The sequence below is a fragment of the Neobacillus fumarioli NBRC 102428 genome, assembly GCF_001591485.1.
GTDB lineage: Bacteria > Bacillota > Bacilli > Bacillales > Cytobacillaceae > Neobacillus > Neobacillus fumarioli.
On record NZ_BCUZ01000001.1, the window covers coordinates 84,284 to 97,674 of the forward strand.

At 41.2% G+C, this 13,391-nt stretch carries 11 protein-coding genes; 1 reads left to right on the forward strand and 10 read right to left on the reverse strand.

What is annotated here, in order from left to right; translation table 11 throughout:
• Positions 1–2 precede the first annotated feature (2 nt).
• The 10 genes from rsmB to BFU02S_RS00455 form a co-directional block, all read right to left on the reverse strand.
• The gene (gene rsmB, locus BFU02S_RS00410) at positions 3–1,352 is read right to left on the reverse strand and encodes a 16S rRNA (cytosine(967)-C(5))-methyltransferase RsmB (protein ID WP_066365085.1); all 1,350 of its coding nucleotides are present in this window, start codon (positions 1,350–1,352) and stop codon (positions 3–5) included.
• 1 nt (position 1,353) lies between these two features.
• Entirely contained in the window at positions 1,354–2,298 is a 945-nt protein-coding gene (gene fmt, locus BFU02S_RS00415; RefSeq protein ID WP_066365089.1) for a methionyl-tRNA formyltransferase, read from the reverse strand.
• Entirely contained in the window at positions 2,295–2,780 is a 486-nt protein-coding gene (gene def / locus BFU02S_RS00420) for a peptide deformylase (protein ID WP_066365093.1), read from the reverse strand. Before def ends, fmt begins: the two co-directional genes overlap by 4 nt.
• A 70-nt stretch (positions 2,781–2,850) precedes the next feature.
• Complete coding sequence (priA, locus tag BFU02S_RS00425; RefSeq protein WP_066365096.1) at positions 2,851–5,262, reverse strand: primosomal protein N'; 2,412 nt, start codon at positions 5,260–5,262, stop codon at positions 2,851–2,853.
• Complete coding sequence (coaBC, locus tag BFU02S_RS00430; RefSeq protein ID WP_066365099.1) at positions 5,249–6,472, reverse strand: bifunctional phosphopantothenoylcysteine decarboxylase/phosphopantothenate--cysteine ligase CoaBC; 1,224 nt, start codon at positions 6,470–6,472, stop codon at positions 5,249–5,251. Before coaBC ends, priA begins: the two co-directional genes overlap by 14 nt.
• A gap of 167 nt (positions 6,473–6,639) precedes the next feature.
• Complete coding sequence (gene rpoZ, locus BFU02S_RS00435) at positions 6,640–6,864, reverse strand: DNA-directed RNA polymerase subunit omega (protein ID WP_066365102.1); 225 nt, start codon at positions 6,862–6,864, stop codon at positions 6,640–6,642.
• Between the two features lies 1 nt (position 6,865).
• Positions 6,866–7,480 carry a guanylate kinase gene (gene gmk, locus BFU02S_RS00440; RefSeq protein ID WP_066365105.1) on the reverse strand — a complete coding sequence of 205 codons (615 nt, stop codon included), beginning with the start codon at positions 7,478–7,480 and terminating at the stop codon, positions 6,866–6,868.
• Positions 7,481–7,492: 12 nt separating this feature from the next.
• Positions 7,493–7,753 (reverse strand): extracellular matrix/biofilm regulator RemA, encoded by a 261-nt coding sequence (gene remA, locus BFU02S_RS00445; protein ID WP_066365107.1) that lies wholly within the window; start codon positions 7,751–7,753, stop codon positions 7,493–7,495.
• A 62-nt stretch (positions 7,754–7,815) separates the two neighbouring features.
• Positions 7,816–8,691, reverse strand: coding sequence for a YicC/YloC family endoribonuclease (locus BFU02S_RS00450; protein WP_066365108.1), 876 nt, complete (start codon positions 8,689–8,691; stop codon positions 7,816–7,818).
• A 71-nt stretch (positions 8,692–8,762) separates the two neighbouring features.
• Entirely contained in the window at positions 8,763–11,441 is a 2,679-nt protein-coding gene (locus BFU02S_RS00455; RefSeq protein ID WP_066365111.1) for a calcium-translocating P-type ATPase, SERCA-type, read from the reverse strand.
• 192 nt (positions 11,442–11,633) lie between these two features.
• Here BFU02S_RS00455 and BFU02S_RS00460 point away from each other — a divergent pair, with 192 nt between their 5' ends.
• Complete coding sequence (locus BFU02S_RS00460) at positions 11,634–13,346, forward strand: Rqc2 family fibronectin-binding protein (RefSeq protein ID WP_066365113.1); 1,713 nt, start codon at positions 11,634–11,636, stop codon at positions 13,344–13,346.
• Positions 13,347–13,391 lie beyond the last annotated feature (45 nt).

Genomic DNA, 13,391 nt, shown 5'->3' on the forward strand with positions numbered 1-13,391 from the left:
CTCTACACCTTCTTCTTTCTTAAAACTGCAATATAGAACCCATCCGAGCCAAAATCCTGCGGGAAGATTTGCAAATCGCTGCTTGTAATCAATGGCTGTATGGCTTCCGGCATTCGCTTCTTAAAATCGACATCCTCTTCAAAATCCGGATGATTTTGCAAAAAAGCCTTAACTGTTTCCTCATTTTCTTGTTTATCTACGGTACATGTACTATAGACAAGGATACCGCCTTTTTTGACTAACGGAGCAACGGCTTGAAGCAGATTTTGCTGCACAATGCTTAATTGCTCAATATCATGCTCCTTCTTTGTGTATTTTATATCCGGTTTTCTTCTCATCACTCCAAGCCCTGAACAAGGGGCATCAAGCAACACTCTATCAAATGATTCCTCTTCAAAACGCTCACCCGCTTTTCTTGAATCTAAAACAAACGTTTGGATATTGTTTAATCCTAACCGGTTGGCATTGTCTTGAATTAATTTCACTTTGTGCTTATGAAGATCAAGAGATATCACTTGTCCATTTGCATATAATTTTTCAGCAATATGCGTACTTTTCCCTCCAGGGGCAGCACAGGCATCTAAAACCGTTTCATTGCCGGTAATCCCCAATGCATAGGCAACGAGCATCGAACTTTCATCTTGAATGGTAAGAAAGCCATTTTTGAACATTTGTGAAGAAGCCAAATTTCCTTTTAAAGAACGGATAGCTTCCGGTATAACGGGACTCTTTTCAATTTGAAATCCTTCTTCTTCTAGGAGAAGTATAATTTCTTCACGGGAAATTCTTGCCAAATTGACACGAGCTGTTTGAAGGGGAGCCGTTAAATTAACTTCACACATTGCTTTTGTCTTTTCAAAACCGAACTGTGCAGCCCATCTTGAAACAAGCCACTTCGGGTGGCTAGTTTCAGTCGCGAGTCGTTCGATTGGATCGGTGATCGTATCCAAAGAAGGCAGTCCCTCTCGCTGGATGGACCTTAGCACAGCGTTCACAAAGCCAGAGATGCCTTTATGGCCACGGTTTTTAGCTATTTCCACCGCTTCATGGATGGCCGCTCTGGCAGGTATTTTATCAAGGAAAATCATTTGATAAAGTGTTAGTCGAAGTAATTGCAAAACCCAATTTTCCATCTTCTTACTTTTGTTGATAAAAGGTTTTAAGTAGAAATCAAGAAGATTTCTTCTTTGCAGTGTTCCATAGGTTAATTCAGTTAATAGCGCAATATCTTTTTGTGATAGTAAGTTTTGGTTAATCTTATTATTAAGGAGCAAATTACTGTACGATTGTTTTTTTTCAATGGCAGTAAGAATGTCCATTGCCGTTTCACGTACATTTTGTTTAAATGTCATATTAATCTCCCAATTTCATTCCTAATGTAAGTTTTGCACCGGCTCCTTGTAAAAATTGCCCGCTTGTCATTTTCTTTTTCCCGGAAGGCTGCAGTTCAGTCACTTTGATCGCTATATCATTGCCGGTAGAGACAGTAAATCCGTCTGTTTCGATTTTTATAATGGTTCCCGGATTCTCACCTATTAAGCCTTCCCTTTTCTCAGCCTTCCAAATTTTTAACACTTGCCCTTCCAGTGTTGTATAGGCGACAGGCCATGGATTTAAACCACGAATTTGATTATAGATTGTTTCCCCGGGCATCGTCCAATTAATCTTTTCCTGTTCCCGCTTAATATTTGGAGCAAACGTTGCTTGCCTCTCATTTTGCGGAATGGGGGTCAACTTTCCTGCCAAAAGAAGCGGCAAGGTTTCCGAGAGCAGATTCGCGCCGGCAGCGCTCAATTTATCATGAAGGGTTCCAACATTATCTTCCTCTGTAATCGGTACTTCAACTGTTGTTAAAATATCGCCGGCATCTAATTTTTCAGCCATATACATAATGGTCACACCGGTCTTTTGCTTTCCTTGGATAATAGCATAATGGATCGGGGCTCCTCCGCGAAGCTCCGGCAAGAGTGATGCATGGACGTTAATACAGCCGTATCGAGGGGCGTCCAGCAGTTCTTTTGGCAAAATTTGTCCAAAAGCCGCTGTGACGATTAAATCTGGCTTTAAAGCAAGAATTTTACTTAATTCTTTGTCCTCTCGGATTTTTTCCGGCTGAAAAACAGGAATGGCATGATTTAATGCTGCAGTCTTTACCGGAGGGGGAGTTAATACTTTCTTTCTACCTACTGGACGGTCCGGCTGGGTGACGACACCAATGACATCATACCCATCTGCAATAATTTGTTTTAAAATTGGGACAGAAAAATCCGGGGTCCCCATAAAAACAATTTTCGTCATTCACTTTCTTCTCCTTCTAATTCCTCTTCTTCAAGATAACGTGTTACTTTAGAAGTAAACAAGATTCCATCAAGGTGATCAATCTCGTGTTGAATAGCCCGTGCGAGAAATCCTTCTGCTTCAAGCTGATATTTTCTGCCTTTCCGGTCAAATGCTTCAATTTTGACATACTCCGGTCTTGTCACTTCTCCGTACAACCCGGGAAAGCTTAAACAGCCTTCAGGCCCTGTCTGTTCCCCCTCTTGTTTTAAAATACGCGGGTTGATCATTTCGATTGTTCCCGAATCATCATCTATATCGACAACGGCGATTCTTGCATCCAGGCCGATTTGCGGTGCAGCAAGGCCGACGCCGTCAAATTCAATCATCGTATCGTACATATCATCAAGTATTCTTGCTAACTTTTTATCAAACTTTACTACTTCCTGGCACTTCCGTTCGAGAATTTCCGCCGGGTAGTAAACAATTTTCCTGATGGCCAATTCATTTCCTCCAATAAGCATCTATTTAAAGATGTTCTGATTCATTTAATACTTTACATTTTCACCCAGATTACATAAGGATAAACGGGTTGACGTCAATTGACACATGCAGTCCATTTTTCGCATGGTTTTGATGCTGGTCAAGAATTGTTTTTAACGTCTTTGTCAAGTTCGCTTCCCGCTTGTATTTTATCAGACATTGATAGCGATATCTATTATTAATCCTTGGAATAGGAGAGGCTGCCGGGCCCAGGACAACAGCTTGGCTGGACAGCTGGGAACGGACATATGTGACGATTTTTTCGGTTGCGGCAACTGCTGCCATCAACTCATCATGTGTAACCGTAATGATCGTCAAATAATAAAACGGCGGATAATGATGTATTTTTCGAACCATCATTTCCTGCTGATAAAACAAATCATAATTTTGTGTCTCAGCAAGCTTTATACTGTAATGATCCGGTGAATATGTCTGAATGATCACTTCGCCGGGCAACTGATGCCGTCCTGCTCTGCCGCTGACTTGTGTTAATAATTGAAAGGTTTTTTCCGATGAACGAAAATCGGGCAAATGCAACATCGTATCTGCTGAGAGCACCCCAACAAGAGTAATGTTGGGAAAATCCAATCCCTTTGCAATCATTTGCGTACCAAGTAAAATATCAGCTTTTCCATCCTGAAAATCCTTTAACAGCCGCTCATGTGCTCCTTTCCGGCCAGTGGTATCGACATCCATACGGATTACTCTAGCCTCGGGCAATATTTTCCCCAATTCATCTTCAACCTTTTGGGTTCCGGTGCCAAAATATCGGATATATTCACTGGAGCATTCCGGGCACACTTTCGGAACATAGCTTTCGTACCCGCAATAATGACATTTCATTCTGCTGCCTGCCCGATGATAGGTTAAGGAAATATCACAATTTGGGCAAGTGACGACAAAACCGCAGTCACGGCACATCACAAACGATGAATGTCCCCTCTTATTTAAGAATAATACAGACTGCTGCTTCTTTTCCAACCGGTCCTTTAATAATTCAAACAGCTTCCGGGAAAACATGGAGCGATTTCCAGCTCGGAGCTCTTCGCGCATATCAACAATTTCCACAGATGGCAACGGTTGGTTGTTCATTCTTACAGGCAGCGACAATAAGCGATACACCTTTTTTTGCGCTCGTGCAAATGACTCAAGCGATGGTGTCGCACTACCAAGAATAACCGGACAGTTATGGTTCCTTGCTCTTTCGATCGCAACATCTTTTGCATGATAACGCGGCATATCCTCTTGCTTATAGCTCGTTTCATGCTCTTCATCAATAATAATAATGCCGATATTCTCAAACGGGGCAAAAATTGCAGATCGGGCCCCTACCGCTACCTTCACTTCTTTGCGCTGAATCTTGCGCCATTCATCATATTTTTCCCCGGCTGATAAGCCGCTGTGTAAAACCGCGACCAAGTCTCCGAATCTTCCTTTAAAACGATTGACCATTTGCGGTGTTAACGAAATTTCCGGAACAAGGACAATGGCCTCTTTTCCTTTTTCAATGACCTTTTGAATGGTCTGAAGATAGATTTCCGTCTTGCCGCTTCCTGTCACGCCAAAAAGTAAAAAAACCTCATGATGATTAGTTTCAATTGAGTTTAAAATCGGCTTTATCGCGTTCCTTTGCGCTTCTGTTAACGGTAAAGGACTTGTCCGTTCAAATGTGCGGTTTTTATACGGATTGCGGTAAACTTCTATTTCCTCTTCCCTTAGAAGTTTTTTTTCTACCAGCGTTTTTAACGTTGTAGAAGATACGTTAAGCTCTGATATCAGCTGCTTTACTTCGATAGGCTCATTGCAATGAATAAAGTAGTTTAAAACTTGCTTTTGCTTTTCTGCATTAGCAGGGAGCTCTTTTGCGGCCATTTGTAATTGGTCGGTGCTTTGGTGGGGCCGGACAATTTTCACCAGTTTTTTCTTCACTTTTTCTTTTACTTGATAAAGAACTTCCAGATGCCCCTTTGCTACTTCCTTTTGCATGAGCGGCACCAGCCGGTTATTCAGCACTTCCGCCCAATCTAGGCAATCCTTTTTTAAAAAAAAAGGATGTAATACACTTGGCAAATCTGTGGATTTAACTCCGGAGGCAAGTTTTACTTTTTTTTCATATTTTGCTTTTAATGCCGGAGGCAACATTACCTGATAGGCAGAAATTTTATAACAGAGGGTTTCTTCTGTCAGCCAATCGCCAAGCGCTAACAATTCCTGATTTAGTACCGGCTCCAGGTCCATTGGCTCAATGATTTCCCGGAGCTTTTGAAATTCAGATTCCGCTTTGATGTCAATGACAAATCCCTGGACATTCCGGGGGCCAAACGGGACAACAACCCGCATACCCGGCTGTATGGAATCTTGCCATTCAGCAGGAATAAGATAATCAAAAGCTCTGTCTGTCTGTTTGGCTGGAACATCGACAATTACACTAGCGACCTTCATATTTTTCCGTATCCTTTATCAGCGAGCAGATTTCCGCCAAAATTTTATCCGCAACGGCCATTTTAGACATCATCGGCAACTCTGTTACAGTACCGTCCCTTTTATAGAGGGTTACAATATTTGTATCTGTACCAAATCCGGCACCTTCAGCTTTTAGATTATTTGCGACAATCATATCAGCGTTCTTTGCAGTGAGTTTCCTCCTGGCGTATTCTTCAACATGATCTGTTTCCGCCGCAAAGCCTACCAGTATCTGATGTTTCTTTCTTTGGCCAAGCTCTAATAAAATATCTTTTGTTCGTTCAAGTTCTAATACGGAATCACCGGTCTGTTTTTTCACTTTATGGTCATAGGATCTTTTCGGGCGATAATCGGCAACAGCAGCTGTTTTAATTACGATATCGGAATCTGGATAAAAACTTAACACGGCATTATACATTTCTTCCGCACTTTCAACCTTGATCATTTGGACTCCATAAGGCTCCTTTAGCTGTACCGGACCGGAAACCAAAATAACATGGGCCCCTTGCTTTTTTGCCGCTTCTGCCAAACTATAGCCCATTTTTCCTGTCGAATGATTAGAGATGAAACGGACCGGGTCAATCTTTTCCCTGGTAGGACCTGCAGTAATCAAAACGGTTTTACCTTTTAACGGTTGATGATCCTCCTTTAAAAAATAATCCTGTATTAATGTAACAATTTTATCTGGCTCTTCCAGCCGTCCTTTTCCAATATAACCACAAGCAAGATAGCCTTCACTTGGCTCAATAAATTGGTATCCGTACTCGGCTAATACTGCGATATTCCTTTTTACTGCAAGATGATCATACATATGTACATTCATAGCCGGAGCAATCCATACTGGCCGAGTAGTAGCCAGTAATGTCGTGGTAATCATATTATCGGCAATTCCTCCAGCAAGCTTACCGATCGTATTGGCCGTTGCCGGGGCAACAAGAATGAGATCGGCCCAATCAGCAAGGTCAATATGGGCAATTACTTGCGGATTTTTTTCAGCAAAGATGTCTGTATATACTTCATGGCGGGATAATGCCTGAAAAGTTAATGGGGTGACAAATTTCGCTGCAGATTCACTTAAAATCACTTTCACCTTGGCGCCCGCCTGCACTAGCTTGCTCGTTAAAGCAGCTGCTTTATAGACTGCAATTCCTCCGGTCACACATAAAAGGATTTTTTTATCATTTAACATTTATATTCCCCCGCTTCTAGTACTTTCCCCTATCTTTATTATGCTAGAACCGCTCCATTTTTTCACCATTTTTCGCACTGGGTGTAGTCAAACTTTTTCTAAATATGAAAAAAATAAAAAGGCTGACGCTAAAAGGAGTTTTCCTTCATCATCAGACCTTTTACAGTTTATTGATTTCCGGCAGGCGCATCTGCTTTTCTTACAACCCGATAAGTTAAATCTCCGCTATAAATCTCTTCCAATGCTTTTCCGACAAACTTATGAGAAACGTACTTTGGCAGCCGTTCATCTTTATTTTGCTGCATCATACGTGCGCGTTTGGCAGCTACAGAAACAAGCGAATACTTTGAATCAATTCTCTCTAATAATGCATCAATAGAAGGGTATAACATTTTATTCATCCTCCAGTAATTTTTTATAGATATGTTCCACGCGTTCACGGCGGCAATGCTCCGCCATTACAATCGCTTTTATCCGCTCACAGGCATGTTCCACTTGATCATTTACAACGATATAATCATATAATTTCATCATTTCAATTTCTTCCCTGGCAGATAGCATGCGATTATGAATAATGTCCTCAGTTTCTGTCCCTCTTGTGACAATCCGATTCTTTAATTCCGTTAAGCTTGGCGGCATAAGGAAAATAAATAGTCCGTCTGGAAATTTTTCACGAACCTGCTTGGCACCTTTGACCTCAATTTCCAAAAAGACATCCTTTCCAGCTGCTAAAGTTTCACGGACATAATCGACCGGTGTACCATAATAGTTTCCGACAAACTCAGCATATTCTAACAGTTTCTCCTGCCTGATTAACTCTTCAAACTCTTCCTTTGTTTTAAAAAAATAGTCAACCCCGTCCACTTCACCAGCACGAGGTTTTCGGGTAGTCATGGAAATGGAGTATTCAAACGCCGTATCAGGCTGTGAAAAAATTTCTTTTCGTACCGTGCCCTTCCCAACACCTGACGGCCCTGAAAGAACAATTAACAAACCTTTTTCTTGCATGTTTAAAAAATCCTACCCTTCTTCTAATATTTCATCACGGTCTGTTAAACGATGTGCCACCGTTTCAGGCTGTACCGCTGCCAGAATCACATGACCGCTGTCCATGATTATTACTGCGCGGGTGCGCCTGCCATATGTAGCGTCAATTAATGATCCCCCTTCACGCGCCTCTTGAATAATACGTTTTATCGGGGCAGACTCCGGACTAACAATAGATATAATCCGATTGGCAGACACGATACTTCCGAAGCCAATATTAATTAATTTAACCACAAATTATCATCCAATCATCATTTATATATTTTGACCGTATCTTGCTCTTTATAATCAAAGCCTTATTCGATATTTTGCACTTGTTCTTTTAGCTTTTCAAGTAAACTTTTCATTTCGACTACTTTTTTCGCAATAGAGGAGTCATTTGCCTTTGAACCAATCGTATTTACTTCTCGATTCATTTCCTGAATAAGAAAATCAAGCTTTCTTCCGATTGGCTCCAGTTCATTCAGAGTTTGGACAAATTGTCCGATATGACTCTTCAATCGAGTTATTTCTTCATTAATATCAGCTTTTTCTGCAAATATAGCAGCCTCTGTCAGCAGTCTTGTTTCATCAAACTGCCCACCGGTAAATTCCTGCATTCGTTTCATTAAGCGGTCTTTATAGGATTGAACAACAATTGGTGCAAGCTTTTCCAATTCTGCTAAATCAATTTCTAATTGTGCAAGAATCCCCAGCAGATCTTTTTTAAGTTCTTCCCCTTCAGCAATTCGCATTTGCTTTAGCAAAACAGCGGCTTTTTCTGCTGCAGCTATCACCAAATTTTCCAATTCTTCATTACCGGTATCACTTTCTTCAATATTAATCATATCGGGCCGGCTAAGCAGATCTTGAAGAGTAATCGTGCCCTCAATTCCATAAATTTGTTTTGCTTGTTTCATGAACTGATAATATTCATCGATTAGTTTCCAATCTGCATGGACGCTTCGGGTTATGATGCCTTCCCCTTCTAAAGTTACATAAACTTCTACCCTGCCGCGGCGGATATGCTGGTTTAATTTCTTCTTTATTTTGTCTTCAATCTTCAATAGCTGCCTTGGCATGCGAATATTTATTTCACAAAAACGATGATTTACTGTTTTTATTTCCACGTTAACAGTAAATAACTCCGATTGTGCTTTTCCTCTCCCAAAGCCTGTCATGCTAATAACCATTTAATGCACATCCAATCCATAAAAAATCCAAAAGGTAATTGTGGATTCTACCTTTTGGATTATAACATAATTTATTTTGTTTTTCTTAATAAAAATGACCCTGCTAGTAAAAAAGTTGGAACAGAGGATAAGCCGATAATCAAGAGCCAATCCTTGGCAGCAATAGGAAGTGTGTGGAAAACCGGCTGAAGCGGCGGATAATAAATGACAATCAACATTAAGATAAGGGAAGAGACGACCGCCCCAACTAAAAATTGATTTCCGAACGGATTTCTCGACAAGACTGATCTTTCACTTCGGCAGTCAAAAACATGAATCAATTGAGCCATCACAAGGGTGGCAAAAGCAATGGTCTGCGCATAATCCAGCTGCTTAGGATCATTATGATAGATGATTATAAATGCCAGTAATGTCACAATTCCAATTAGGAAACCACGCGAGATTACTTTCCAGCCCAGCCCTCGTGAAAAAACCCCTTCATTTGGGCTTCTTGGTCCACGCTTCATCACGTTCTCTTCGGCTTTATCAAGTCCTAGCGCCATGGCTGGCAGTCCGTCCGTTACCAAATTCACCCATAGAATCTGAATGGGCAAAAGCGGGAGCGGCAATGCCAAAATCATCGCAAATAACATGACTAATATTTCCCCAACATTGGAAGCAAGCAAATAACGGACAAATTTACGAATATTTTCATAAATATTTCTGCCTTCTTTAATTGCCGCTTTGATGGTGGCAAAATTATCATCCAACAAAACAAGGGCGGAAGCTTCTTTGGCAACATCCGTTCCAGTAATCCCCATGGCAACACCGATATCGGCAGCTTTGATCGCCGGAGCATCATTCACCCCATCACCTGTCATTGCCACAATATGTCCTCTATTTTGCAAAGCATTTACAATTTTCAGCTTATGTTCCGGTGAAACTCTGGCAAATACAGAAACATCCTCAACAACCTCTTCAAGCTCTTCTACTGACAACTTTGATAATGCTTCACCATCAAATACCTTACTTTTTTTCGTTAAAATGCCGAGCTGTGCGGCAATGGCTTTTGCCGTAATCACATGGTCACCTGTAATCATCACAGTTTTAATGCCAGCTTCCTTGCATTCTGCTACCGCCTTTCTTACCTCCGGTCTAGGTGGATCAATCATCCCTTGTATCCCGATTAAGGTCAGTTTCTTTTCTGCCTCATGTTCACTTAAGATGACTGTATTAGCCGGGACAGGTTTATAAGCAATGGCTATTGTTCTTAGAGCCTGTGAAGCCAGGTGATTAATAGCATCCTTTACCTTTGCCTGGGTATCCTTATTTAAATATTGACTTTTCCCATCCCATAGAATCGCTTCGCTAACACCAAGGAGAACATCAGGGGCTCCTTTCGTCACAATAAAATGCCTGCCTTGTTTATCCTTTACATGAATACTCATCATTTTTCTTGCGGAATCAAATGGAAATTCATGAATAATTGTAAATTCATCTAACAGTTTTTTCCGCTGAAAACCTGCTTTCATCGCACTTACTAAAAGGGCGCCCTCCGTCGGATCCCCATCTAAGATATATTCTTCTCCTTTCTTCGTTAATTCGGAATGATTGCATAACATTCCGAATATCAACATTTGCTGTAATGCCTTTTCATCTTTGGGCAAAACAGTTTGGCCATTTTTATAAAAATTCCCCTTCGGCTGATAGCCAGAACCGTCTACCGTCCATGTCTGCCCACCACTCCACAAATGAGTAACCGTCATTTTATTTTGTGTCATGGTTCCTGTCTTATCAGAACAAATAACAGATGCACATCCTAGTGTCTCTACAGCCGGCAGCTTCCGAACAATGGCATTTTTCTTAATCATTTTTTGTACACCAAGTGATAAGGCGACGGTCACAATGGCTGGTAGCCCTTCAGGGATAGCAGCAACTGCAAGAGAAACACCGGCTAAAAACATCGTATAAATATCATGACCTTGGATAACACCGATCACAACAACAAGAACCGTGAGCATTAATGCTACCGAAATAAGAATTTTCCCTAATTGTTCTAAACGGCGCTGCAGCGGGGTTTCCTGGGATTCTGCACTTTGCAGGAGGCCGGCAATTTGTCCCATCGCTGTTTTCATACCGGTTGCCATAACAACCCCCACCCCGCTGCCTCTTGTCACCATCGTACCCATAAAGGCGATATTTTCCATATCCCCGATACCTGGATTTGGATTTGTCAAGCATTCTATATGCTTTGCAACGGGAAGAGATTCACCGGTCAGTGCCGATTCTTCAATTTCCAGGCTTTTGGATTCAATAATGCGCACATCGGCGCCAATTCGGTCACCGCTTGAAAATTTTAGAATATCGCCAATAACGATTTCTTTTGACGGAATTTTGCCCCACCTTCCATCCCTGAGTACATGAACCTGTGGGGCAGAAAGTTCTTTCAATGCTTCCAATGATTTTTCCGCACGTCTTTCTTGGAAAAACCCAAGAAAACCATTTATAATCACGATGGCGATAATGGCAATCGCATCAATATATTCCCCCAAGAGCCCGGAAATCAGGGTGGCGGCAAGCAGCACCAACACCATAAAATCTTTAAATTGACTAAAAAATAAGAGTAAAGCAGATTGCTTTTCTCCCGCGTCTAATTCATTAAAACCGTTTGTTTTAAGCCTATGCTTAACTTGTTCCTGTGATAATCCAGACGAAAAGTCGGTTTCTAAGGCCTTTTCTATTTTGCTGATCTCCATCTCATGGAACTTCATCCGACCATCTCACTTCCCCCTTAAATACCTAATCTAAAGACAGCTTATTCGGGGTCGTCCAAAAAAATGCTATGAGAATAGGAATAAGATGAAAATACAAAATACTGATTCAGCAGGCGAAAATGCGGCAGACAAAAAAATTCTAGGGTATACTTAAATAGAAAAATATGTTCGAAGTAAAGGATGTTTTCTATGTCATTTGATGGTTTATTTACAAAAGCCATGGCAGATGAACTATCTTCGTCCCTTAAAGGGGGCCGGATAAATAAAGTACATCAGCCTTATAAGAACGAAGTGATTTTAACAATTAGAGCAAACGGGGGCAATCATAAGCTTCTTTTATCTGCACATCCAAGCTATGCTCGGGTGCAGCTTACGGATGAGACTTATGATAACCCGGTTGAACCGCCAATGTTCTGCATGCTGCTTAGGAAACATATTGAGGGACATATACTCGAAGATGTATACAAAATCGAAAATGACCGGATTATGATTTTTGAAATTAAAGGACGCAATGAAATCGGCGATATTAGTTATAAACAGTTGATTGTTGAGATCATGGGCCGTCACAGCAATATCATTCTGGTCGATAAATCACGAAATATCATTCTCGACAGCATCAAACATATCAGCCATGCCGTTAACAGCTACCGGGCGATTTTACCGGGACATGTCTATGTTTTTCCTCCTGCACAAAATAAACTAAACCCTTTTTCGGCTACAGAAGAAGGTGTAATACGCGAACTTGATTTTAACGCTGGAAAACTTGACCGTCAGCTTGTTGAACACTTTGCAGGGATTTCCCCGTTGTTTGCCAAGGAAGTTATTTATCAATGCGGGCTCGCTAACCGCATGACCGTTCCGAAGACATTGACCAGGATGGTAAAACGGATTGAAAACAAAGAGCTTTCACCAGCAATAATGACCTCGTCCGAAAAAGAGGCCTTTTATCTTTTTCCGCTCGAACATCTAAAAGCCGAAGTTAAATGTTTCTCCTCTTTAAGCAAAATGCTGGATCGTTTCTATTTTGGCAAGGCTGAGCGTGACCGCGTCAAGCAGCAGGGAAATGATATTGAACGGTTAATTATGAATGAAAAAGAAAAAAATGAAAAAAAAATCGAAAAGCTTCAAGCCACATTAGCAGAAGCACAGCATGCCGACAAGTTTCAGCGTTATGGTGAACTATTAACTGCCAATCTTTATGCCCTTAAAAAGGGCATGAAGGAAATTGAAGTCCTTAATTATTATGATGATGCAGGGGGTACTATTATAATCCCGCTAGATCCGGGAAAAACCCCGTCGGAAAATGCGCAAAGATATTTTTCGAAATACCAAAAGGCTAAAAAGTCGATTCAGATTGTGATGGAACAAATAGACATCGCCAAACGTGAACTAGCCTATTTTGACAATCTGCTTCAGCAAATCGAGACAGCTTCACCAAAGGATATTCAGGAAATTCGTGAAGAACTTGTGGAAGGCGGATATATTCGTCAGCGGCAAAAACGGAACGTGAAAAAGCAGCAAAATGCTAAACCGGTCCTTGACCACTTTCAATCAACCGACGGCACGGAAATCATCGTCGGGAAAAATAATAAACAAAATGATTATTTAACGAACAAACTAGCGGCAAGGGACGAAATTTGGCTTCATACAAAAGACATTCCCGGATCACACGTTGTAATTCGGAGCAAAGAGCCATCTGAAGAAACAATACTTCAAGCAGCCATGCTGGCAGCTTATTTCAGTAAGGCACGAAATTCAAGTTCAGTGCCGGTCGATTATACAAGAGTCCGGTTTGTAAAAAAACCAAGCGGCGCCAAACCTGGATTTGTGATTTATGAAAACCAGCAGACGGTTTATGTTACACCGAATGAAGAATTAGTGCTAAAATTAAGAAAAACGTAAGCATCTCTTCCAAAAAACTTTCTCTATGGAACTGAGCCAAAAACT